The sequence below is a fragment of the Paeniglutamicibacter sp. Y32M11 genome (genome assembly GCF_019285735.1).
Classification (GTDB): Bacteria; Actinomycetota; Actinomycetes; order Actinomycetales; family Micrococcaceae; genus Paeniglutamicibacter.
Genome location: NZ_CP079107.1, coordinates 3,164,748 through 3,188,387, shown reverse-complemented (window position 1 = coordinate 3,188,387; position 23,640 = coordinate 3,164,748). Strand labels below are relative to the sequence as shown.

The following is a 23,640-nucleotide window of genomic DNA, read 5'->3' as shown; positions in this document are numbered from 1 at the left end:
AACCTGGCGATCTAACCGCCCTGACGGGCAGGCAAAAGCCCGGTGGACAGAACCGCAAACGGTTCTGCCCACCGGGCCTTTTTTGTGACTCACCGAAGGTCAAGCTTGAGCGAAGATCAAGAGCTAAGCGTTAGGACCTTCTGCTAACTCCCATTCCCATCCAGTGCCTGGCTGCGTGGAGAAGATGAGGGTGCCAGTTGTTGCGGGCACATCAAGTACGATCCACCCCGTGGCCTTCTGAGCTGGCCCGATGCTGTTCGGCAATTGATCGTCATCTTCGAGGCACATGAAGGCAGATGATGTGCCGAGATCGCCATTGAATGTTGTTCCTTCTTTGGATATGAATGTCCAAGAACTTGGATGCGCGTCGAAAGTCATACCCGGATAGTCTGGATCATTGAGCTCCTTGAACGTCTGTACGTCCATCTTGATGCCGATCAAATGACCGTTCTCAGCCTTCGTTGCATACGGAGCATTGCACTTGATCTTCATATCGATTTTCTTTACAACAAAGCTCACAGTTTGGTCGCCTGCGGTATTGACGGTGCCCGCTGGTTGACCAATTACTTTAATCAAGTTTCCGCGATCACTTGTTTCCGCAGTAGCGCTTGGCGTAGCCGCTGAAGGCTCCGTCGATGCGGAAGATGGGCTGCCCGATGCGATCGGAGTAACATCAGGCGCCGTGGGGGCCTGGTTAGTGTCTGCGCAGCCGGTGAGTAGCAGCGTCGCAAGCGAAGCGACAGCTAGAAACTTGTGGTTCATGAATCCTCCAAGGAAGTTGTATATTCAAGTAACCATAGCCTGAGTGCCTGACGAACCAAGATTATTTCTCTGCATTCGGAATTAACATTGGCAAATTTTTCGACGTCGCTGGAAAATCCAGGAAAAACGTGGAATCTCTTAGCAGGCGTCATTGCTAGGCCAATCTTCGAGTAATAAACGGGGGGTGGCCGGATTGTTCGAAGCGTGCGCTGGAGCCGTTGCAATAGGCACACCGGCAGCCGCTCCAACTTCGCGATCTACGGATACTTAGGGCAGGCAAATGCCCGGTGGGCAGAACCGAAAACGGTTCTGCCCACCGGGCATTTTTGTACCTCACACAGAGCACACGGTGCTCATGGTGGTGTCGGCGGTACTTAGCGCCGCGTAGTGACACCCGCGGAGGCCAGCACCGAGTGGCGGCGTCCGTAGCCCAGGTAGAGCGCGGCGCCGACGAGGATCCAGAGGCCGAAGACCACCCAGGTGATCACGCCAAGGTTCAGCATCAGGTAGACGCAGAAGATGATCGCCAGGATCGGGGTCACCGGGTACAGCGGCACCTTGAAGGTACGCGGCAGCTCGGGGGAGGAACGGCGCAGGTAAATCACCGCGAGGGACACCAGCGAGAACGCGAAGAGCGTACCGATGGAGGTGGCGTCGGCCAGCTGCCCCAGCGGGACCAACCCGGCCACGACCGCCACCACACCACCGGTGATCCAGGTGCCGGCGACCGGAGCGCCATTACGCGCAGAGATTTTGCCGAACACCTTCGGGACCATGCCATCGCGGCTCATGGCCACCAGGATACGAGTCTGTCCGTAGAGCACCGTGATCACAATCGAGACGATGGCCAACACGGCGCCGATGGCAAAGACCAGGGCCACCCAGCTTTGGCCGGTGACCTCCTCCAGCAGCTGCACCAGGGCGGCTTCCTTGCCGTCGAACCACATCCACTGGCGGGCGCCGATCGCCGTGATCGCCACCAGGATGTACAGCGTGGTGATGATGATCATCGAGAGGATGATGGCGCGCGGCAGATCCCGCTGCGGGTTTTTTGCTTCCTCGCCGGCCGTGGAGGCGGCATCAAAGCCGATGTAGGAGAAGAACAGGCGGGCGGCTGCGGCCGAGACGCCTGCCGTGCCCATGGGCAGCAGCGGGTCGAAGTTCGAGGAAGTGAAGGCGCTGAACGCGATGACGATGAAGAAAATTAGCACGGCGATCTTGATCAGCACCAGCACGGTGTTGACCACCGCGGATTCCTTGGTGCCGCGCACCAGCAGAACCGTGGCGAACAGGACGATGGCCAGTGCGGGGATGTTAAAGACGCCGCCATCGGTGCCCGGGGGATTGGTCAGCGCCGCGGGCAGATCGAGGCCGATGGTGTTGGCCATTTCGTTGATGTATTCACCGGCACCCACGGCGATGGCCGCCACGGAAACGGCATATTCAAGCACCAAGCACCAACCACAGATCCAGGCCAGCCCCTCACCCATGGTGGCGTAGGTGTAGGTATAACTAGACCCCGATACCGGGACGGCACCTGCCATCTCCGCATAGGAGAGGGCGGCAAAAAGCGCGGCCAGGCCGGCGATCGCAAAGGAAATCCAGACCGCGGGACCCGCCAGCGGAACGGCGGAAGAGAGCACCACAAAGATGCCCGTTCCCAGGGTGGCACCCACACTGATCATGGTCAGGTGCAGCAGTCCTAGTGAGCGGCGCAGCTTCGGGCCGCCGGTTCCGGAACCCGCATCGGCGATGAATGCCTCGATGGGCTTGCGCGCGCTCAGCTGCTGGCGTAGGGATGGCCGGGTGGATCCCGGTGCAATCTTTTGCGTGGTCATGCATAAATCATCGCACCAGACGTCGATCCATGATTATTAGATACTCGCCAGTAATCTGACGAAATTCCATCAATAGATACTGGTCAAATGCCATTTATGCGATTCTTGGAAAAAGTCGGATTGTGGCCAACCTTACGCTCCGGAGGCGTCCTGGTACCGCGAGCATCACTGGGAACTATGCAACGAAATGTTGATGCCGTGTTCCAACTCAGCGCCCGCGCCGGGCCAGTCGTTCCACCAGCGCGTCGGGAGCCAGGCGCGAAAGCCCAATAACAAATCTGTAGCGCTTGGAGGGGATGGATACTGACTTTCCCGCTTCGCTGGCACTCAGACCCTCGCGAACCACCCGAGCGGCATCAAGCCAACCCCAGGCGGGAATCGAGGTCTTGTTGGCCCCCATTCGATCGTGGAATTCCGTCCGGACAAATCCCGGGCAGAGGGCCGTGACGCTGATGCCGCGGTCCTTATAAAAGACGTTGGCCCAGCGGCTGAAATTCACGATGAGTGACTTGGCCGCCGAATAGCTGCCGCGCGGAGTGAAAGCGGCGACGGAAGCGACATTGATGATGCGTCCACCGCCGGAGGCACCCATGGCATTAAGGGCCGCGTGCATCAACGTCAGTGGTGCCTGGTTGTGAATGTAGAGATGGCCAAGTTCGGCCTCGAGGTCGTTATCGGCGAAGTTCCCCAGCAATCCGAAACCAGCGTTGTTGACCAATACGGAGATGGGCGAGGGTTCCGCGGAAATGCGCTCCGCCACCGCGGTCGTACCGACGGCCGTGGTCAGGTCTGCGCCCAAGACCTCAACATGGATAGCGAATCGTGCGTGCAATCGGGAGGCCAACTCTTCGAGTCGCAATTCGTCACGTGCCACGATCACCAGGTCGTGGCCGGCGGCGGCAAGTTGGGTGCAAAATTCTGCCCCAAGTCCAGCCGTGGCCCCGGTGATGAGGGCGGTGCCACGTGAGCGGTGGGGGTTAGTTCGGGCTGGTGGCGTCGATTCACTCATAATGTGAGCCTAGTCACTGTGGATGGATTTGATGCGCGAGATGACGGCGATCGACCCCCGAATGACCTGGAGTCGACAAATCAAATAGGGATGATCCGTGTTGCGTAATTAGAGGAAGGAAGGCTAGCCTTGCTTCGCGGTTGCTTGCGAAACGATTATGCCCGGCAAGCACCGATTCACCAGCTCGCCCATCGCAGGATTGCAAAGGATTGCCCACCACATGAAATTCATTCGACGCACCGGCCTCCTAGCCGCAGCAGCCGCACTTGCCCTGACCCTGAGTGCATGTGGCGGAACCGCCGAAAGCGCCCCCGCCAGCAATGCCGCCGCCGATGCCGCCTTCCCGGTGAGCGTCAAGAACATCTACGGCACCGCCGAGATCGCCAAGAAGCCCGAGCGCGTGGTGACGATCTCGTGGGTCAACGCCGACGCCGTGTTGGCACTGGGCGTGGTCCCGGTGGGCATGGCCGAAGACGTCTGGGGCAGTAACAAGCAGGGTTCAACCGATTGGAAGGATGCCAAGCTCGAAGAGCTCGGCGCCTCCATCGGCACCGAAAAGGCACCGAAGCAGTACTCCGAAGCAGATGGCGTGAACTTCACCGCCATCGCCGAGCTGGAACCCGATGTGATTGTCGCCGGCTACTCGGGCCTGACCAAGGACGAATACGACAAGCTCTCCAAGATCGCACCCGTCGTAGGCCCCGTGGCACCGAGCTACACCGCCGGCTGGCAGGATGTGACCACCGCGGTGGGTCAGGCACTGGGCAAGGACGCCGAGGCAGCGGCGGTCATCACCGATGTTGAATCCAAGATCAGCGCGGCAGGCGAAGCCAACCCGGTCTTCAAGGACACCTCGTTCATCGCCGGTGACCTGGACGTGGTCAAAAGCGAGATCAACCTCTACGCCACCGGCGACTCACGCCCGCGCCTCCTCACCGCTCTGGGCATGACCCAGGCCCCGATCGTGGACGAAAACGCCAAGGACGGCGAGTTCTACTTCGCCTGGGCAGCCGAGCGCGCCAACGAACTTGATGCCGATATCTTCTTCACCTCGGCCACCGCGGGCGTTGATCCCATCAAGGCCAACAAGCTCTTCGCGCAGATCCCCGCGGTCAAGAAGGGTGGGCTCGTAGGAATCAGCAGCGACGCGGATGTCCTGGCCATCTCGGCAGCATCCCCGCTCTCGGTTCCGTACGCCATCGATAAGATTGTTCCGGCGTTGGCCGCTGGTGCTCAGGCAGCAACCGGCAAGTAGTCGGTATCACCGCCTGTTACACCCGAGGGAAGTTGCAGTACCGAATGTCAGAACGCTTCAAACTCGAGCAGGTAGCGCCGTTGCGCTGCCACCGAGGTCTCCGCGGCGCCACGAACCTGTGGATCAACGTCCCGGTAGACCAGATCGGTGATCTGCTCGATCGTGGGATCTTCGCCGCCGTTGGCGCGCAATTGTGCCAACGCGGCGCGGATCTGTTCAAGACGTTCGTGCCGATGAGTGCGGTAGCGATCCACCACCTCATGCAACGACGGCAAGACCGGCCCATGGGCCGGGAGCACCAGCGCATCGGGGGCGGCGCTCAGGGCATCAAGGGATGCCAAATAATCGCCCAGAGTCCCATCCGGGGCATCGATGATGGTGGTGCCCCGGCCCAGGATCGTATCTCCGGTGAGCATCGAGCCGGTGGGCCCATCATCGGGCAGCAGGAAGCTCAGCGAATCGGAGGTATGCCCCGGGGTGGCCAGAACATTCAGCCGCAGCCCCGCGGCACCGATTTCCTCCCCGGGTTTCAGCGGTTGCGCATCACGGCAAAACTCCGGCAAATACGCACGGACCGGGGCGCCGGTGAGTCGATGCAGGGTATCAATGCCGGCGGTATGATCCCCATGGCGGTGCGTAATCAAGATCAGCTCAACGGATTGGGCGGCCAGGGCACCGAGGTGCCCGGCATCCTCCGGCCCCGGGTCCACAATGATCGAATGTTCTTCTCCCGGAGCCCGCAGGATCCAGGAATTGGTACCGTCCAGCGACATGGGACCGGGGTTGGGTGCCAGCAGGAACGCTGCCTGATCGGACACTTTGGTGATGTGCGGGTTGCTCATGGGCACCAGTCTAGGGCCGGAAATCATGATATTAGCTGTGGATGGAGCGTGAAAATCCGATGACTCACCTCCGTCGCGCACCGGTACTGGCCCTCGTCTTGCTGGTTGCCCTGTTGGTGATGGTGTTCGCCTCCCTGCTTATTGGGGCCCGGACCATCGCTCCGGCCACCGTTTTTGAGGCGCTCTCCGGAATGGATCCGGCCAATGGGGATCACGCGGTGATCGCCTCGCGCATCCCACGAACCATCGCCGGACTACTAATCGGTGCCGCGCTGGGACTTGCCGGCGCGGGCATGCAGGGCGTCACCCGCAACCCGCTGGCGGACCCCGGCATTCTGGGCGTTAACGCCGGGGCTGCCCTGGGTGTGGTGGTGGGTATCCACTTCTTCACCGTGGCCACCCTGCACGGTTATATTCTGTGCGCCTTCCTAGGTGCCGGCGCCGCGGCACTACTGGTGTACGCGGTAGCGGCACTGGGCCGCGACGGCGCCACCCCATTGAAACTCGCGCTGGCCGGGGCCGCCATGGCTGCCGGGCTTGGCTCGCTGACCAACGCGGTGCTGATGATCGGGCAGCAAACGCTGGACCGTTTCAGGTTCTGGCAGGTCGGAACCCTCGGTGCCCGCGAGGTCCCCGACATGCTCTCCGTCGCGCCATTGCTGATCCTGGGTGCGGTGCTGGTGCTCGGTGGAGCCCGCCTCTTGAATGCGCTGGCCCTGGGCGATGATTCGGCTCGCGGACTCGGCTTTAAGGTGGGGCGCGGTCGCGGGATCACCGCGGCCGGAGTGGTATTGCTCTGTGCCGCCGCCACCGCGCTGGCCGGGCCCATCGGTTTTGTGGGGCTCATTGTTCCCCACGCCATCCGCATGATTGCCGGAGCCGACTACCGCTGGCTGCTGCCGCTTTCCCTGCTGGCCGGACCTCTCCTGCTGTTGGGTGCGGACGTGGTGGGCCGCGTTATTGCCCCACCGGCCGAAATTCAGGTGGGCGTCATGACGGCGATCATCGGAGCACCACTGTTCCTGTGGTTGTTGCGTCGCGGAAAGAAGATCTCACTATGACCCGCGCTCAGCGAGGCGGTACAAAATTCACCGCCCTGAAGCCCGCTCCCGTCCCCGCACTCGAGCCCGCCGGTGCCCAGCGCTCCGGACGCACCATGAGTGTGGGTCGGGTGAATCTGCTCCTCGGAGTCGGGATCCTGCTGGCCATTGCGCTGAATCTGCTCACCGGACGCCACCCCATCGAATTCTCCGACCTTCTGGCCGCCCTTGGCGGACAGCGCGTCCCGGGCGTCTCCTTCATGTTGTGGGAGGACCGACTGCCGCAGGCCACGGTGGGAATTCTTGCCGGTGCCGCATTTGGTGCCTCCGGTGCCATCTTCCAGCGCCTGCTACGCAACCCGCTGGCCAGCCCCGATGTTATTGGCGTCGGCTACGGAGCCAGTGCCGCAGCCGTTGCCGGGATGCTGTTCTTCGGCGCCCAAGGCCTTGGCCTGTCGCTGCTGGCCTTTGCCGGGGCGCTGGTGGTGGCCCTGGTCATTTACGTCATTGCCGATTCGGGTAAACATACCGGTGCACGGCTGATTTTGGCCGGTATTGCCGTAGCGGCCCTGCTTCAAGGCATCATTCAATACCTCCTGACCCGCACCGACGTGCGCAACGCTTCCGACGCCCTACGCTGGCTGACCGGCTCGCTCTCGGCCAGCACCTGGGAACGGGCGGGACTCCTGGGCTGTGCGCTGGTGATTCTGCTGCCGCTCTTGCTGCCCGCCGCGTCGCGCCTGCGCATTCTTGAACTGGGGGACGACACCGCCGCCGGTCTGGGTCTGCGCGTACGCGGGACCCGGCTTGGCCTGATCATTCTGGGTGTTGCCCTCACGGCAGTGGCCACCGCCGTCACCGGCCCGCTGGCCTTCGTCTCCTTCCTGGCCGGGCCCTTGGCCCTGCGCCTGTGCCAGGGCCGAAGCCATCTGGGAGCCGCGGCACTGACCGGCGCCCTGCTGGTCACCGCCGCCACGTACCTTGCAGGAAACATCCTGCCCGAGACACCATTGCCAGTTGGCGTCGTCACCGGCGCGCTGGGAGCACCATTCCTGATCTGGGTTTTGGTGCGCACCAACAAGGAAGGAACCTGAGGTTTCCATGGCACTTCTTCTAGCCGAAGACCTAACGCTGGCCTACGACGGGCCCAGCATTGTTGATGAACTGTCGCTGGAGATTCCCGCCGGCGAGGTGACGATCATTGTGGGCGCCAACGGCTGCGGGAAATCCACCCTGCTCCGGGGCCTGGCCCGGTTGCTGAAGCCCGCCGGCGGCAAGGTGCTGCTCGACGGAGAAGACATCCACACCCGTGGCGCTCGTGAGGTCGCCAAGATGCTCGGGTTGCTGCCGCAGACACCCACCGCCCCCGACGGCATCACGGTGCGCGAACTGATTGGTCGCGGCCGTTACCCGCACCAGGGTTGGTTTAAGCGTTGGAGCGCCCAGGATGAGGACGCCGTGGAGCGTGCCATGACGCTGACCAGTACCGTGGAGTTGGCCGAGCGCGCGGTTGATGAACTCTCCGGTGGTCAGCGCCAGCGCGTCTGGATTGCCATGGCGTTGGCTCAGGAAACCGAACTGCTGCTGCTGGATGAGCCGACCACCTATCTGGACGTGGCACACCAGTTGGAGGTGCTGGATGTGATCTCCGAGCTGAATCGCTCACGCGGCACCACCGTGGTGATTGTGTTGCACGACCTGAACCTGGCCGCCCGTTATGCGGATCATTTGGTGGCGCTGAAACACGGCAAGATTGTTGCCGCGGGGCACCCCAGCACCGTGGTCACCGAGGAACTGGTCAAAAGCGTTTTTGGGATGCCCTGCCGGGTGATTCCGGACCCGGTGGCCGGCACCCCGTTGGTACTGCCCATAGGTCGGCACCGTGTGCTGCGCGCCGAATCCGTGCTGGCCGCCAACGGCATCCACCGCACACGCCAGCCCGACGCCGCCATCGGTGAAGACACAACTAGCCTTCTCACCGCCGAAGAAATCACCACCAGGGAGCCTCAAATCGATACCATCACGGCCACCGACACCACCAAGGCCACCGACGCAACAGCGCAGGCGGTTGCGCCGCTGCCCGTTGCCGAGGAATCGAGCCTGAGACGTGCGGAGGAAATCAGCGCCATGCTGGCCTTCTCCACCCGCGTGCTGGCCACCGAGGAATTGAGTGCCAACTTCAAGCGCGTCACCCTCAGCGGTGCCGACCTTTTGCACTTCGGCGCCGGCGCCCACCCGCTGGACCTGCGCATCAAGCTCATGATCCCGCCGGCTTCGGCTGCCGCCTCCACGGCGGAACCCGAAAGCGTGTTGGGGTCCGACTTTGCCGCCCTGCGCCCCGGAGCGCTGCTGAACAGCGAGGACGCCGGCGGCTGGTACAAGCGTTGGCTGGCACTTCCCGCAGAGAGTCGGGGAGATATGCGTACCTATACGGTGCGGGCACTGCGCCCGGCCGGTCACCGGGACAATGTCGGTGAGCACCCGGAAATAGACATTGACTTTGTCCTTCACCTGCAAAAGCTTGATGGTCAGCTCACCGGCGGCCCGGCCACCGTGTGGGCGGCCACCGCGGAGGTGGGCGATTCGATGCTAGTGCTGGGCCCAAATAATGCCCTGTGCGATGAGACATACGGCGGCATCGAGTTCCGTCCCGGCACGGCCAAACGTATCCTGCTGGCCGGTGATGAAACGGCCGCTCCGGCGATCTGTGCCATCTTGGAATCCCTGCCTGCGGGGATCACCGGTCACGCGCTGATCGAAGTTCCGGACACCGGCGACATTCTGGGATCCTCCACCCGTTCGGGTGTGGGTGTGCAGTGGCTGCCGCGTGGTTCACATCCGCACGGTGAAATGCTGGCCGCCGCGGTGCGCTCCATCGTCGCCATTCCCGCGGCCGGCGCCGTGGTCACCGGTGCCGATCCGGAAGACGTTGATGTTGATGAACAGATTCTGTGGGAAACCACCACCGAATCGACGCAGCCGTTTTATGCCTGGTTGGCGGGGGAGGCGAGCATGATCAAGGAGATGCGCCGCTACCTGGTCCGCGATGCCGGCATCGATCGCAAACAAGTGGCCTTCATGGGCTACTGGCGCCGCGGCAAGTCCGAGCTCTAAGGATCTCCAACACCGGGTGATTCACCGTTACAAACCCCGGATCACACCAAAGGTCAGGCAGCTGAGGGGAACCTCGCTGTCTGACCTTTGTTGTGGGCCTATTTAGGAATCGGTAGAACCGGCCAATTTTCCCAAGATACGGGCCAACTCGGCGCGTTCTTGGGCGTCAAGGCGACCGAAATATTCCTCGGTGTGAATGCGCCGAGCGGATCGAACCTGCTGTGCCAGTGCGGCTCCTTCATCACTCAGGGACACCAAGGTGGCACGTCGATCCAGCGGATCTGCGCTGCGGGTGACGAGCTTTTTGGCCTCGAGCTGATCGATGACCTCGGTGGCCGAGCGCGGGGCAATACGCATGCGCTCGGCAATGTCTTTCAGACGCAAGCCGGCCGTGGCACTGCTCTCGGTTTCCCAGCGTTGTTGGTCAAGACAATTCAGTGCGCGGGACTGGTACGGGGTCAGTTCGAACGGGGCGAGCTTTGCGGTCCAGGTCCGACGCAAACGGTGCGTCGAGCGGCGAAATAGCTCGGAAAGATCCCTGGGCGGAGTGATATTGGCACTGGTTGGCATACCATCACTCTACCGGAAGTTTGACGGGTTACCACATAGTGAGGTAACCTCATTAAAGAAGCGGTGCCAATCCCGCACCCCACAACCACCACGAAAGGTGGTGCACATGACGGAATCGAGACTCTCTTCCGCAGCTGCCCCCACGGGCCCCACCCACAACACGGGTGATTCCAAACCGACCGGCGGCGGCCAAGGCCGCGGCGGCGGCCAGATATCCCGTGTGAACCCCGCAGACCTAAAACAAGTCAGCGCCCACCCGGTGAAGCTCTCCCGGATCGCCGCCCTCTTTGCTCCCCACAAACTGAGCATCACCATCGTGGTGTTGCTGATTTCTCTGGCCTCCATCATTGGACTGGCTCAACCGTTCATCATCCGCTCGATCATTGACGATGCGCTGCCGCACCAAAATACCGGGTTGTTGGCCTGGCTGGCCGGCGGATTGGTGGTGGTTGCAGCATCCACTGCCGCCATCGGAGTGGTGCAGACTTGGATGGCCACCTCCATGGGTCAAAAGGTCATGCATGCCCTGCGCACCCGACTCTTCACCCACCTGCAGGCGCAATCACTTGGCTTCTTCACTCGGACTCGCGGGGGAGAGGTGCAATCTCGGCTCACCAACGACATCGCCGGGATGCAGAACGTCGTGACCTCAACCGCCACCTCGGTCGCCTCCAACCTGACCACCGCCGTAGCCACCGCCATCGCGATGATTGCCCTGTCCTGGCAGCTGAGCATGCTCTCTCTGGTGGTCCTGCCACCGGCCATCTGGCTGTCGCGCAAGGTGGCACTGCGCCGCCGGGACATCACCAGCGCACGGCAGCGGGAACTGGCCGGAATGTATACGCAGATCGAGGAGGGACTGTCGATTTCCGGCATCCGCCTGGCCAAGACCCTGGGCACCACCGGACGCGACGTGGACCGCTTCGCCGCCTCCTCACACCGCCTGGTGGATCTGGAAATGCGCAGCCAATTGGCCGGGCAATGGCGCATGGCCACCATGAGCATTGTCTTCGCGGCCATTCCCGCGGTCATCTACCTGGCCGCCGGGTTCCCCGCCACCTCGGGAAACATGAGCATCGGTACGTTGGTGGCGTTTACCGCGCTGCAGGGTGCCATCTTCCGCCCCATCATGGGTCTGCTCAACGTCGGGGTGCAGTGGGTGACCGCCATGGCACTCTTTAGTCGTATCTTTGAATATCTGGACATGGATCCGGAGATCAAGCCCCCGCGGCAACCGGCGACGGTGGATCTGGAGGCGATCGAGGGACGAGTGCGCTTTGAGGGTGTGGGCTTTGGCTACAAAGATTCGGCTGATGTGCTGAGCTCGATCGATCTGGAGCTGGCTCCTGGCACCGCCACTGCCATCGTGGGGCCCACCGGATCGGGCAAATCCACGCTCGGTTCACTCTTGCCGCGTTTGCACGAGGTTGGGCGCGGGAAAATCACCATTGACGGGATCGATATCCGTGACATGGCACCGGCTGACCTGAACAAGATCGTGGGCATGGTCTCGCAGGAGACGTATTTGATTCACGCCACGATCCGCGAAAACTTGCTGTTGGCCGATCCCGACGCAGATGACGCCACGCTCTGGCGGGCGCTGGACTCGGCGCAGATTGCCACACTGATTAGTGGGCTGCCCGACGGGTTGAGCACCATGGTTGGTGCCCGCGGCCATCGATTCTCCGGAGGTGAGCAACAGCGCTTGGCCATCGCCCGCACCATCCTGCGCAACCCCAAGGTGCTGGTGCTGGACGAGGCCACCAGTGCTCTGGACAACACCACCGAGGCCCTCGTCCAGGAGGCGTTGGACCAACTCGCCGTGGGACGCACCACGCTGATGATCGCCCACCGTCTGTCCACCGTGGAAAATGCCGATCAGCTGGTGGTCCTTGAGGGCGGACGAATCATTGAGCGCGGAACTCCTGCGCACTTGCGGGACGCCGATGGTGCGTTTGCCCGGCTCCTGGCCGCCGGGGATTCAACCGCCGAGCGGGTCACCGAGATGGCCGTGAAGGTGGCCTCTCGCCCGCGGGAGAATGCCAGCGTGAATGGCTAGGGCGGTTTACTGGTCTAGGCAACAATAGCGCCGCTGACGTGGAATCCTGCACTAATCTCAGGGCCACGCCAGCGGCGTTTGACTCTCCAATTTCTCTCCAATTCCAGTCCCCACAGATGCAAAATAGGAGAATTCTCTACCGGGGGATTAATCGCCTAAAAATAGGCTCGATGTTCGGAAAAGTATTGCCCCAGAAGTAGCGCCGAGTGGGGCTGGCTCCAGTAGGCATAGGGGCGCGGGAATTGCTCCGGGTTACCTTATTTTGGTAGCGGAACACGGACGGTCGTCGTTGTCAGTCCGCAACGCGCGCCGCATATTTTCCGGTGCTAATCGCTGTTCCATTCCCATAGACATTCGGGGTGGCAACGTCGGTGGCGCGTCGATGGTGGAACTAGGAAATGGGTATTAGTAAGGCCTAGGAAATCCGTTCCGCACGGCCGACACGCTGCTGAGGTAGCTGTTCTAAAACCGCGGATAACATTCGATGAACTGGAGCATCCGCCGAGCCCAAGTTGCGGCGACGATCGGGGGCCAGGAAAAATATTCACCCGCCAGCGGAGTCATACTTGGCCGAGCTTCGGGCCAAGTGGACAGATTCAGTGGCAGACTTTAGTCATGGATCCGAACCAAAAAATCGTTGATGCAGCCATTGAACAGCTCCGAAGCAGGTGGCCGGGGGCTCGCGATTCGGTAGCCGCGGCGGCGCTGATGCTCGAGGGCGGAGACATTCTTACCAGTGTCAGCTTTGATAATTACAACGCGGCGGCCACCCTATGTGCTGAAACCGGCGCGGTTGCGCAGGCCTATACGCTGGGCAAAGCGGTCATTGCCTCCGCCTGCGTTACCGCCGGAACCGCGGAGGGGACCTACCAAGTGCTGGCCCCCTGCGGGATCTGCCAGGAGCGTTTGGCTATCTGGGGTCCTGAAGTTTTGGCCGCGGTGCCCGGATCCGCCGGTGGAAGCGCCTGGGAAATGCGGACCCTGCGAGAGCTCAATCCGTTCTACTGGGCGACATCCTTCACCCCGAATGGTCAGTGGCCCTCGGTCGCCGAACACGGGGAATAACTCTTCACGCCTACCAAAGATCGCGTTCCACCACGGCGGCACGGATCTTGTTCAGCATCGCGCTGAATTGTTCCTGTTCGGTGGGGGAGAGCGAGTCAAAAACTGTCTCCCGCACGAAATTCACGTGTCCGGGAGCGGCACTGCGTACCGTCTCCCAGCCGGCCTCGCTCAGCGTGATGTCCTGACCGCGCCCGTCGCAGCTGGAGGCACAGCGACTGATCAGGCCCTTGGCTTCCATGCGGCGCAGGAGGTGCGAGACGCGCGAGCGTTCCCAATTGAGCTGCGCTGCAAGATCGCCCGAACGCAGGGCCTGAGGTGCCGCCTGCGACACTGCGGCCAGCACCGAGTATTCGCCACTGGACATTTCCGCGTCCCGGGCGAGCTGACGGTCCATCGCGCTGGGGAAGCCCCAGAGGAATTCGCGGATTTCCAGCCAGCGTTGTGCTTCTTCTTCACTGAGCCATCGGGGCTCGGACATGGCATGCCTCACATTTGTTTTCATTTAGTTGACACGTCAATCTTCTCGCGGCAAGATATAAATATCAAGTTCTAGTTGATGCGTCAGCAAAGTTTCGGCGCATCGACCCTCACTTCCAAGGAGTTCACGCATGACTAAGATCGCGATCATCACAGGTTCAACCCGTCCGGGACGCAACAATGCCGGCGTTGCCCAGTGGGTTTTGGAGCAGGCTCAGCTGCGCGGCGATGCCGATTACGAGCTTGTAGACATCGCGGACTTCAACCTCGCGTTGCTTGATGAAGCTTACCCGGCTGCCTACCAGAACTACCAGAATGAGGCCACCAAGACCTGGGCAGCAAAGATCGCCGAGTTTGATGGTTACGTCTTCGTCACCCCCGAGTACAACCACTCCGTCGCTCCGGCTCTGGCCAATGCACTGTCCTACCTGAACGCCGAATTCGCCAACAAGGCAGCGGGCATCGTTTCCTACGGCTCGGCCTTCGGCGTGCGTGCCGTTGAGCACCTGCGTGGCATCCTCTCCGAGCTCCAGGTTGCTCACGTGCAGAAGACCGGCATGTTCTCGCTGTTCACCGACTTCGAGAACTTCTCGGTGTTCAAGCCGACCGAACAGCAGGCAGCCTCGCTCGCCCCGGTCTTGGACCAGCTGGTGCCGTGGACCGTTGCCATGAAGTCCGTGCGCGAAGCAGCCCTGGTTTCCGCCTCGGCCTAATTCAACCCCCTGACGTGATGAAGGCGCCGAACCCGAGCACCTTGGGCTTGTTCGGGCTCCAGAGCCCCTCATGACTTCTTTTCCCCTGACTATCCGGTTCTCCGCTACCCTCGCAAGTAGCGGCGAACCGGCCGGTCGCAGCGGGCCCGCCCCTTGAGAACGATCTTGGGACGGGCCCGAACTTTTTCTCCCATGGTGCTTCGCGGCACAAAATTCTAAGGTGGAATGATGAGCGACGATCAATACAGCACCGCGGGTGCCTATGTCACTGGCGCGGAATTCACGCGCGACACCCAATACATTCAGGACCGAATCGTTGCGGATCCCGCCGCGGTACGTGCCTCCGGCGGTTCAACGGCCGGAAGTATCGGCAATGTGCACGCTGGCATCGCCGAGGGCGCCGAGCTCTGGCCTGTTGAGGCCGGACGCTACCGCTTGGTGGCAGCACGCGCCTGTCCCTGGGCCAACCGCACCATCATCGTGCGACGCCTCCTGGGCCTGGAGGACGCCATCTCCTTGGGCACCCCGGGACCCGTGCACGATGCTCGCTCCTGGACGTTCGACCTCGACGAGGGCGGAATCGACCCGGTGCTGGGCACCGAGCGCATCCAGGAGAACTACTTTAAGCGCTTTGCCGACTACCCACGCGGCATTACCGTACCGGCCATCGTTGATGTGCACAGCGGCGCCGTGGTGACTAACGACTACCCACAAATCACCATGGACCTCTCCACCCAGTGGAAAGAATTCCACCGCGCCGGTGCCCCGGATTTGTTGCCTGAAGACAAGATCGAAGAGATGATGCCGATCATCAAACGCATCTTCACCGAAGTTAACAACGGGGTCTACCGCTGCGGCTTCGCCGGCAGCCAAGAAGCCTACAACCAGGCCTACGATCGTCTCTGGGACACCATGGACTGGCTCGAGGAACGCCTAGCGACTCGACGCTTCCTGATGGGGGATTCGATCACCGAGGCCGATGTGCGTCTGTTCACCACGCTGGTTCGTTTTGATCCGGTGTACCACGGACACTTCAAGACCAACCGCAACAAGCTCACCGAGATGCCGAACCTTTGGGCCTACGCCCGGGACTTGTTTGCCCTTCCCGGGTTCGGAGACACCGTGGACTTCGAGCAGATCAAGGAGCACTACTACGTGGTGCATGAGGATATCAATCCCACCCAGATCATTCCGGTGGGTCCGGATCTTGCCAATTGGCTGGAACCGCACGGTCGCGAAGCCATGGGTGGAAACCCTTGGGGTGCCGGAACCGCGCCGGAACCCGTTCGTGAATCCGAGCGTGTGACCTCCGGCCACAATCCGCTCTATCCCGCGTAGTTAGAAGCTTCGGCAGATACCTGCCGTCCGAGGCCTCGCCCCATTAGGGGCGGGGCCTTATGCGTGGGCCAGGAAAATTAGTTCCCCGGCGCCGTTACCCACCGGCTCGTGGCTCCAGCCGCCGAACACCTCATCAACCTGCAGACCGGCCGCGGTCAGGTCGGCGTGCAATTGGTCCTCGCTACGGAAGGCCAATAGCGCATCCTGCATTTCCCTAGAACTGTCGGCAAAAAGCCGGTGTTCGGTGATCTTGATGAGTCCTTCATCGTGCAGGGCCGAATCAATCCACGACTGCAGATGAGTGCCGTCGGAGAGTGTGAATTCGCTGCGCGTCTGTGCCGGAGTCCAGGTTTCCCAGGCGCGTGCCGCTGGGTCCCGCGAATCAAAGACAAGTCGCCCTCCGGGGACCAATACCCGCTTGATGTTAGCCAGCGTACGCGTCCATTCATCCTCATCCACGATCGCCTGGGCCACGTGCGAGGTCATCAGCACCGTGTCAAAAACTTCCTCTTCACCCAAGACCGAGGAGGTGCCGTCAATCCAGCGCACCGCATCGGCGCCCGGCTTGGCGCGGGCGGCGGCCATCGAACCGGAGTGCGGGTCAACACCGCTGACCTCGTGGCCGGCTTGGGCCAGGGCGATGGTCAGGCGACCGGTGCCGCAGCCCAGATCCAGCACACGGGACGCGGGAGTGGCATTGGTGAACCGGAGAAAGAAGTCTTCGGCAGTGGTCCAGAGATTTTCCGCATCGTACAGATCTGCGTGCTGTGCGGCGGTAAGGAGAGATTCCATGGGGAGATCATAAGCCAATCGGTGGACTTATGGCACCACTGGGATTCCGGGGCCCCCGAAACCGAGGCACTGCATGGTTTAGGCGTAACAGCGCAGGTATTCACGAACCGCCATGTCAGGATGGATCTATGGAGATCATCACCGAACGCCTGCGGCTGCGTGAATTCACCATCTCGGATGTGGGCTCTGTTCATGAATTTGCCTCCGATCCCCGGGTTTGCGCCTTTGTCGAATGGGGCCCTAATGCCCTGGCGGACAGTACTGCGTTCATCTCCGACTGCTTGGCCGAACAATTGGTGCACCCGCGCACCACCTGGACCCTGGCGATCACCCAAGATGCCCAGGTCATCGGATCGATCGCTCTGATGTGCGGGGCATCTGATCTTATAGAGCACGCCTCTGATGCCGAGATCGGATTTGTCTTGCGGGCCGAGTCCTGGGGGCTGGGTTATGTCACCGAGGCCGCCACCGCACTGGCCGCCGCGGCGGTCGAGAAGCTGGGGATCACGCGCCTGTTGGCGACCTGCCGACCGGATAATATCGGCTCGGTCCGCGTCTTGGAGAAGCTGGGGTTGCTGCGGATCGGCTATCTGAGAGGGCACAAACTCATTGATGGTGTCGCGCAGGACTCGGTGGTCTTTGCCCGTTCCCTTGCCTCAGTGAATCCGGCGGCACGATCGATCCGCGAAGCATAGCCGCCGAGCAGCATCCGCGCCGTGATGATCTGTGGCGCCATGCCCGCGCTTGGGGTGCCAACGTGGGGCCTGGAAATAGCCAACCGACTTGTGACGCCGCTTACCTCGGCTTTTTACCGCTAACGGATAGACTTTATATTGAGTGAGGCAATCGAGCGGCCAACGGAAACTGGGCCTCGGGGGATATTTGCATCGTGGCAGACCTCGAGACAGGAACCCTGGTTGTTCTCTCCTTTGAATCATGCTGCGCCGATCGGCCCGGCAAGGACCTGACGAAAGAAACCGCATGCTGACATTCGCAGTGATCGGAGGCATCGGCCTCCTGCTCCTCGTCGTGTCCATGACCTTGGGAGAGATTGTCGATTTTTTCGACGGAATCATCTCCACCACTGCCGTCGGTGCGGCAGCCACGCTATTTGGCGCCGCGGGCGCGATTGTGTTGCTCAATGACGGTCCACTCTTTCTGGCCTACGCCGCCGGAGCACTGGTAGGAATCATCGGCATTGTCGGCGTCGCGTTCCTGGCCCGCAAGATGGCCCGCATCTCCAACGTCCAGCCGCACGAAGTCATCGGACTTCTCGGCGTGGCCACCACAGACATTAACGAGAACGTCGGGAAAGTTCAGCTGGAGCACCCCGATGAGATCAATCAGCGCCTCGTATTTTCATCCAGCCCCATCAAGCAGGGCACCCCAATTGTCGTTGTGGCAATTGTTGAAGACCGCATCAGGGTCGCATCCACCTCCGAACTGAACGGATATTAACCATGGACTCTCCCATCAACGGAACCGTGATCGCCATCGTCGCGATCATCGCCGTCCTCGTTGCCCTCGTCTGGTACGCCACCACACGACTGGTCACCGTTGCACCCAACCAGGCCGTGATCCGAGCCGGTAAGGGCGCCAAGGGTCAGGTCCAGATCTTCACCAAGGGCATTGTGCTCTTCCTGCCGATCATCCACCAGAAGTTTGTGATGTCCCTGGAACAGCGCCAGGTGGAACTTGCCGTGGAAGGCGTGGATAAGAACTTCATCACCACCTCGGTAACGGCCAGCCTGAACTTCAAGTTTGATGACTCGGTGGAGGGCATGAGCAAGGCCGTCCAGCGTTTCCTCACACACTCCAAGGAAGACCTCAACGCCTCGGTGACCAAGTCCGCCGAAGGCGTGCTCCGTGGCATCGTATCGGCGATGTCGGTGGAGGATGCGAATAACAACCGCAAGGAATTCCAGGATCAGTCCCTAGAATCGGCGGTCACCCAGTTCGCCGAGCAGGGCATTCAGATTGACGCGTTCAACATCTCCTCGGTCAGCACCCCATCGCGCACCGTCATCGGCCCGGACAATATGCCCACGACCATCGACTACCTCGAGGAAGTCGGCAAGCCGGGTCTGGAACGAGCCAAGCGTGAAGCCCGCGTGGCCACCTCCAAGGCCTTCCAAGAATCGGAAGCCGCGCGCATCGAGCAGGAAGGCGCCACCGCCGCCCTGATGCGTGACCTCGCCATCAAAAAGTCCGAGTTTAAGGCCGAGCAGGACCGCGCCGAGGCCATCGCCGATGCCGCCAAGGGCATCGCCAAGGCAGAGCAGGATGTCACGGTTGCCGCCCTGGAACGCAAGGCACTGACCGAGCAGGCACTGGTGGAGCAGGAACGCCTGGACATCGAGGTCCACAAGCCCGCCGATGCTCAGGCCTACAAGATGCGTACCGACGCCGAGGCCAAGCGCGATGCAGACGTCTTCAGCGCCACCGCGCGAGCCAACTCCAAGACCATTGAAGCAGAGGGTTCCAAGAAGGCGTCGATCGCCGACGCGGAAGCCCGAGCAGCGGCTAAGACCGTTGAGGCGGAGGCCTCCAAGAACGCCGAGGTCTTCCAGGCCCAGGGTCAGGCCTCGGCCATCGAGCTGAAGGCCAAGGCCGAAGCCGACGCCGTCCGGGTGCGTGGTGAAGCCGAGGGCGCAGCGATCGCCGCCATCGGTGAAGCCACCGCCAAGGCCGAAGACGCCAAGGCCGTGGCCCTGACCGGTCACACCCAGTCCTCGCTGGCGTTCCTGGCAATCAACGCGCTGCCGGAGATCGTCAAGGCGAGCTCCGATGCCGTCGCCGGCATCGACAACTACACGGTGATCAGCTCCGATGGTGCCTCGGATGCCGTCAAGCAGGCCAACCGCATCGTCACCGAGGGACTGGCCATGATCAAGGGCAGTACCGAGATTGACCTCGCGGCCATGCTCTCCGGTCTACTGGGAAGCAACGGGACCACGCAGACTCCGAGCGAGGCCCAAGCTCCGGCCACCAAGGCTCCGGCAGCAACCGTGGCACAGGATGAAGCGGTAGCCGAGCTGTACTAGTACCCAGCTGTCCTAAGAGACAGCAGCTCAACCGAAACACCCTGCCGGTCACTCCGGTGGGGTGTTTCGTTTTGTGCCGGTGTTTGTGCCGGGGCGGGAGGTGAAGGCGAAAGCGTCGGTGGGGCCGTGGCAGGATTGATATATGACGATCACCGCAGCCGCAGACGGATCAGCACTCGGAAACCCAGGACCCGCCGGATGGGCGTGGTACATCGACGATGCGCATTGGCGCTCCGGTGGTTGGGCACACGGCACCAACAATATGGGCGAGCTCATGGCCGTTCTTGATCTCTTCCGCTCCACCGCGCACCTGCCCGACGAGGATCTGCACATCCTCTGCGACTCGCAATACGTGATCAACTCCGTCACCAAGTGGATGCCGGGTTGGAAGAAAAAGGGCTGGAAAAAATCCGACGGTAAGCCGGTGCTGAATCTGGAGCTGCTCAAGGAAATCGACGAGGCCATCAAGGGACGCAAGTACACCTTTGAATGGGTCAAGGGCCATGCCGGACACGAGCTGAACGAGGCCGCCGATGTACGGGCACGCGATGCAGCCACCGCCTACCAAGCCGGTAAGGAACCGAACTCCGGCCCCGGGCTAGAGGGCGCAGCAAGCACTGCGGGCGGCACCGCAATCACCCCCGAGCCCGAACCGCCAATCGCCCCGGGAACGGAGGCAGGAGCCCCGGCTGCTGCTTTGCCCGTCGCCCCGGCACCGGCGGCCAGCGCCAAACGCGCCACCGATCCGGCGGCGAGCACGACGGCCGCGGTGCAGATGGTCTTCGAGCTGGAAACCGAGTTGCAGTCCCCGACGGTGCGCGGAGATCTGGGTGAGGTTTTGGCGTTCCTGCACCCAGAATTTCAGGAGATCAGCCGGGACGGATCGCTGACCGATAGATCTTCCATCATTGCAGCCTTTGACGGTGGCCACGCACTTCCCGCCGGCGGCCCACTGCAAGTCTTGGCCGCGACCCCGTGGGGCGAAGACCAGATTCAATTGGCCTACCGTTTGCTCGCCGGCGAGCGTGCCGTCCTGTGTTCCTCCTTCTGGCAGCGGGTGGGGGAGAGCTGGTTGTTGCGCTACCGTCAGGAAACACTGGCGAACTAAGCGCAGCGCCGCCCATCAATCTGTAATGTGGAACACGTGAGCACGCAGATGAAAAAAACCCACGTCATTGATCAGCGCTTTGCCCCCGTGGCCGAGCTGATGGAATCCTTCGCCGCCGAGGACCCGAGCTATTCGGGACAGCTGGCCATCTACCAGGGCGGAGCCCTAGTGCTTGATTCGGTGGTGGGTCAGGATTCCACCCCCGAGTCGATGACCGGTGTGTTCTCCTGCTCCAAGGGAGCGGGAGCCATGGTCATGGCACTGCTGGTCCAGGAAGGAATCCTTGACCTGGCCGCGCCGGTGGCCCTGTACTGGCCCGAATTTGCCGCCGGAGGCAAGGAAAGCATGACCGTGGCTCAGCTGCTGAGCCACCAGGGCGGACTGCCCGGCGTTAACGGCGGATTCACCCAGGAAGAACTGATTGATTCGCGTCTGGCCGCGAGCATTCTTGCCGCTACCACCCCACTCTGGTCGGCCCCGGGAACGTACTCGTATCACGCGCTAACCATGGGTGTCTTCATGGAAGAACTGGCCCGTCGCGCGGCCGGGGAGTCGCTGCAGAGCATCTTCGAGCGCCGTATCCGTGCCCCGCACGACATCAACTTCTATTTGGGGCTGCCCGAGGCCCTGGAGCCGCGCTTCGTTCCGGTATTGCTTCCGGAAGGCGGAGAACCGGCACCCTTCATTGACCCCTATTCACCGCTGGGCCTGGCGCTGAATTCCACCGGTGGCTTTGATGGACCGCAGGGTCCGAGTTTTGAAATCCTCGAGGTGCCAAACGTCCGCGCCATCCGTGAGGCCGGACTCGCAGCCATTGGTGGGGTGGCCAATGCCCAGGGGTTGGCGCGGCTCTACGCGGCAGCAACCACAGGTTTTGTTGATGAGGCGGGGGACGAACATGCACCGTTCCTGACACCGGCGACCATCACCGCCGTCTCGCAGGATCAGGTTTATGGCATTGATCGGGCCAGGTCGGCCCCGGGAGCCTTTGGCATTGGCTTCATGAAGGCCCATCCGGTTAACGACTTTGGCTCCGCCTGGGCCTTCGGCCACGACGGCGCCAACGGCTCGCTGTCCTATGCCGACCCGGCCTACGGGCTGGCATTCGGTTATATTCCGGCGCGCGGCGAGCCCAACGGCACCGGATCGCGCGGCGGACGCCTGAGCGTCCTGACCCGTCAGGTGCTGCTCGGCGGCTAAAACGCCACACCGCCGTGGTGGCCTGGATCCACGGCGGAATCGGTGGAATGAATAAGGGGAAGAACCAACCGTGCAACGGCTGATTCTTCCCCTTATCGGTTCCTCACATCACTCGGAACCGTGACTCTGCTTTCGCCGTCGCAGATACCGCACCACGATCAGTGCCAGCACCAGAGCCAGCAGCACCACGAACGATCCGATGAGCGGGCTCACGGGGAAGGCACCGGATGCTGGCGCTTGCGGCTCAGCAACGGAATCCGCTGCCGGTTCCGACGCCGGTGTCAGGGCCGACGTAGCCCCGGCACCGCCGGCCGCCGCGATGAAGACAAAGGTGCCCTCGATCGGATGTCCATCGGAGGACACCACCCGCCAGTTCACCGTGTACTTCCCACCGGGTGTTGCGGGGAGCAGCGGTTGGCTAACGACGTTGTCCACGATCTTGACCTCGCCGGAGGCCCAGTTCTTTCCCGCGGTATCCTCGATGGCCACCTCGGTCCCGATGGCCAGCGGCATGTTGTTAAAGGACAGCTCAATGGCTTTCGGGAGCACCTTCACCGTTTGCCCGTTCGAAGGAACCGTTCCCGTGAGGACATCGTGTGCCGAGGCAGCCGATACCGGAAGCAACAGAGTTAACCCCAGGGTGAGCGTTACGGCGAGTGATCGACGCACCGCACGCAGGAGACCGAATCGCCGCAGCTCGGGGGAATCCATCATCATGGGTTACTTGCCCGCGTTTTTGCGGGTGCGGCTCAGAGCCACGCCACCGGTCAGCAATCCCAAGACTCCGGCGCCCAGACCCAGGTAACCGGGAACCGGGGAGGCAGTATTCTCCGACGCCGGCACCAACGGCGCTCCGGCTCCGTGATGCTCTGCCTGAGCGCTGGCAGCCGTCAGCGTGTAGCTCGGGGCGGGCGCCTCAAGCTCGTGCGGGTCAGCACCTTCGGCCGGCAGCTGGGACCAATCGGTCTGGCCCTTCACACAGCTCTGCAGCGTGGGGAAGGCCAGGATTTCACCCGAGGAATCGGGATTCTTGACCTGGACCTCAAAGGCCATCCGGTAACCGTCTTCCAACGGTGTTGTGGCCGTGTAGATGATCTTGCCAATGTGCTTGGTCACGGTGGACCCATCGGCGGTGGTCATGGGTTCGCTCAACTTTTCCTCGACCTTTTTCACGTCCCAGCCGGGATAGATGGTGGGTTTGGCGTCGCTGATGGACTCGGGGATCGAGATGGTGAAACTGGAGGTGGGTGAGCCTTCGCAGCCGTGTGAGGCCGCGAAGGTCAACACGGAATATGCGCCGGCATCGGTGGTATCGGGGGTGACGGTGACGTGGGCGCTGGCCGAAGCCAAGCCAACGGCCATCAGACCGGCGGTTGCTGCGGACACAAAGAGGGTACGACGGAGTTTCATGGCA

The 23,640-nt window shown here is 62.0% G+C and carries 22 protein-coding genes; 13 read left to right on the top strand and 9 right to left on the bottom strand.

The annotated features are described in order from the left end of the window. Positions 1-123: 123 nt before the first annotated feature. From KUF55_RS14155 to KUF55_RS14145, 3 genes are all read right to left on the bottom strand, one after another. Positions 124-762, bottom strand: coding sequence for a hypothetical protein (locus KUF55_RS14155; RefSeq protein ID WP_132359342.1), 639 nt, complete (start codon positions 760-762; stop codon positions 124-126). 374 nt (positions 763-1,136) lie between these two features. Continuing rightward, positions 1,137-2,600, bottom strand: a complete 1,464-nt coding sequence (locus tag KUF55_RS14150; protein ID WP_218816992.1) for an amino acid permease — start codon at positions 2,598-2,600, stop codon at positions 1,137-1,139. A 208-nt stretch (positions 2,601-2,808) separates the two neighbouring features. Beyond that, positions 2,809-3,609: an SDR family oxidoreductase gene (locus KUF55_RS14145; protein WP_218816991.1), complete on the bottom strand. Its 801-nt coding sequence runs from the start codon at positions 3,607-3,609 to the stop codon at positions 2,809-2,811. A 220-nt stretch (positions 3,610-3,829) separates the two neighbouring features. Between KUF55_RS14145 and KUF55_RS14140 the strand changes: the two genes are divergently transcribed. Continuing rightward, positions 3,830-4,864, top strand: a complete 1,035-nt coding sequence (locus tag KUF55_RS14140; RefSeq protein WP_132359336.1) for an ABC transporter substrate-binding protein — start codon at positions 3,830-3,832, stop codon at positions 4,862-4,864. Positions 4,865-4,911: 47 nt separating this feature from the next. Here KUF55_RS14140 and KUF55_RS14135 read toward each other — a convergent pair whose 3' ends face one another. Further along, positions 4,912-5,706 carry an MBL fold metallo-hydrolase gene (locus KUF55_RS14135; RefSeq protein ID WP_255557060.1) on the bottom strand — a complete coding sequence of 265 codons (795 nt, stop codon included), beginning with the start codon at positions 5,704-5,706 and terminating at the stop codon, positions 4,912-4,914. A gap of 59 nt (positions 5,707-5,765) precedes the next feature. On the opposite strand from KUF55_RS14135, the gene KUF55_RS14130 reads away from it, so the two are divergent. From KUF55_RS14130 to KUF55_RS14120, 3 genes are read left to right on the top strand one after another with little or no spacing between them, the layout of a single operon-like run. After that, complete coding sequence (locus tag KUF55_RS14130) at positions 5,766-6,767, top strand: iron ABC transporter permease (protein WP_255557059.1); 1,002 nt, start codon at positions 5,766-5,768, stop codon at positions 6,765-6,767. Further along, positions 6,764-7,840: an iron chelate uptake ABC transporter family permease subunit gene (locus KUF55_RS14125; protein ID WP_255557058.1), complete on the top strand. Its 1,077-nt coding sequence runs from the start codon at positions 6,764-6,766 to the stop codon at positions 7,838-7,840. Before KUF55_RS14130 ends, KUF55_RS14125 begins: the two co-directional genes overlap by 4 nt. A 7-nt stretch (positions 7,841-7,847) precedes the next feature. Then, positions 7,848-9,860 carry an SIP domain-containing protein gene (locus KUF55_RS14120; protein WP_218816988.1) on the top strand — a complete coding sequence of 671 codons (2,013 nt, stop codon included), beginning with the start codon at positions 7,848-7,850 and terminating at the stop codon, positions 9,858-9,860. A 102-nt stretch (positions 9,861-9,962) separates the two neighbouring features. On the opposite strand, the gene KUF55_RS14115 is transcribed toward KUF55_RS14120, so the two are convergent. Continuing rightward, positions 9,963-10,430: a MarR family winged helix-turn-helix transcriptional regulator gene (locus tag KUF55_RS14115; RefSeq protein WP_218816987.1), complete on the bottom strand. Its 468-nt coding sequence runs from the start codon at positions 10,428-10,430 to the stop codon at positions 9,963-9,965. A 106-nt stretch (positions 10,431-10,536) separates the two neighbouring features. Between KUF55_RS14115 and KUF55_RS14110 the strand changes: the two genes are divergently transcribed. Together KUF55_RS14110 and KUF55_RS14105 are read left to right on the top strand one after the other, a co-directional pair. Continuing rightward, positions 10,537-12,489 carry an ABC transporter ATP-binding protein gene (locus tag KUF55_RS14110; protein WP_218816986.1) on the top strand — a complete coding sequence of 651 codons (1,953 nt, stop codon included), beginning with the start codon at positions 10,537-10,539 and terminating at the stop codon, positions 12,487-12,489. Between the two features lie 615 nt (positions 12,490-13,104). Continuing rightward, positions 13,105-13,554 (top strand): cytidine deaminase, encoded by a 450-nt coding sequence (locus KUF55_RS14105; protein WP_132359324.1) that lies wholly within the window; start codon positions 13,105-13,107, stop codon positions 13,552-13,554. 10 nt (positions 13,555-13,564) lie between these two features. Here the strand turns inward: KUF55_RS14105 and KUF55_RS14100 are convergent, their stop codons facing one another. Beyond that, positions 13,565-14,032 (bottom strand): MarR family winged helix-turn-helix transcriptional regulator, encoded by a 468-nt coding sequence (locus tag KUF55_RS14100; protein WP_132359322.1) that lies wholly within the window; start codon positions 14,030-14,032, stop codon positions 13,565-13,567. Between the two features lie 130 nt (positions 14,033-14,162). On the opposite strand from KUF55_RS14100, the gene KUF55_RS14095 reads away from it, so the two are divergent. Both KUF55_RS14095 and KUF55_RS14090 read left to right on the top strand, forming a co-directional pair. Further along, positions 14,163-14,744, top strand: coding sequence for an NADPH-dependent FMN reductase (locus KUF55_RS14095; protein WP_132359320.1), 582 nt, complete (start codon positions 14,163-14,165; stop codon positions 14,742-14,744). Positions 14,745-14,972: 228 nt separating this feature from the next. Continuing rightward, positions 14,973-16,082: a glutathione S-transferase family protein gene (locus KUF55_RS14090; RefSeq protein ID WP_218816985.1), complete on the top strand. Its 1,110-nt coding sequence runs from the start codon at positions 14,973-14,975 to the stop codon at positions 16,080-16,082. 57 nt (positions 16,083-16,139) lie between these two features. On the opposite strand, the gene KUF55_RS14085 is transcribed toward KUF55_RS14090, so the two are convergent. Beyond that, positions 16,140-16,874 carry a class I SAM-dependent methyltransferase gene (locus KUF55_RS14085; protein WP_218816984.1) on the bottom strand — a complete coding sequence of 245 codons (735 nt, stop codon included), beginning with the start codon at positions 16,872-16,874 and terminating at the stop codon, positions 16,140-16,142. Between the two features lie 128 nt (positions 16,875-17,002). On the opposite strand from KUF55_RS14085, the gene KUF55_RS14080 reads away from it, so the two are divergent. From KUF55_RS14080 to KUF55_RS14060, 5 genes are all read left to right on the top strand, one after another. After that, positions 17,003-17,569, top strand: a complete 567-nt coding sequence (locus KUF55_RS14080; RefSeq protein ID WP_218816983.1) for a GNAT family N-acetyltransferase — start codon at positions 17,003-17,005, stop codon at positions 17,567-17,569. Between the two features lie 286 nt (positions 17,570-17,855). Beyond that, positions 17,856-18,332 carry a hypothetical protein gene (locus KUF55_RS14075; RefSeq protein WP_218816982.1) on the top strand — a complete coding sequence of 159 codons (477 nt, stop codon included), beginning with the start codon at positions 17,856-17,858 and terminating at the stop codon, positions 18,330-18,332. 2 nt (positions 18,333-18,334) lie between these two features. Next, complete coding sequence (locus KUF55_RS14070; RefSeq protein ID WP_218816981.1) at positions 18,335-19,918, top strand: SPFH domain-containing protein; 1,584 nt, start codon at positions 18,335-18,337, stop codon at positions 19,916-19,918. A gap of 142 nt (positions 19,919-20,060) precedes the next feature. After that, positions 20,061-21,026 carry a ribonuclease HI family protein gene (locus KUF55_RS14065; protein WP_218816980.1) on the top strand — a complete coding sequence of 322 codons (966 nt, stop codon included), beginning with the start codon at positions 20,061-20,063 and terminating at the stop codon, positions 21,024-21,026. Positions 21,027-21,062: 36 nt separating this feature from the next. Then, a complete protein-coding gene (locus tag KUF55_RS14060; protein ID WP_255557055.1) occupies positions 21,063-22,226 on the top strand; it encodes a serine hydrolase domain-containing protein in 1,164 nt (387 codons plus the stop codon). Between the two features lie 108 nt (positions 22,227-22,334). On the opposite strand, the gene KUF55_RS14055 is transcribed toward KUF55_RS14060, so the two are convergent. Together KUF55_RS14055 and KUF55_RS14050 are read right to left on the bottom strand one after the other, a co-directional pair. Then, complete coding sequence (locus KUF55_RS14055) at positions 22,335-22,943, bottom strand: copper resistance CopC family protein (RefSeq protein ID WP_218816979.1); 609 nt, start codon at positions 22,941-22,943, stop codon at positions 22,335-22,337. A gap of 3 nt (positions 22,944-22,946) precedes the next feature. Beyond that, entirely contained in the window at positions 22,947-23,636 is a 690-nt protein-coding gene (locus KUF55_RS14050; RefSeq protein WP_218816978.1) for a YcnI family protein, read from the bottom strand. Between the last annotated feature and the right edge of the window lie 4 nt (positions 23,637-23,640).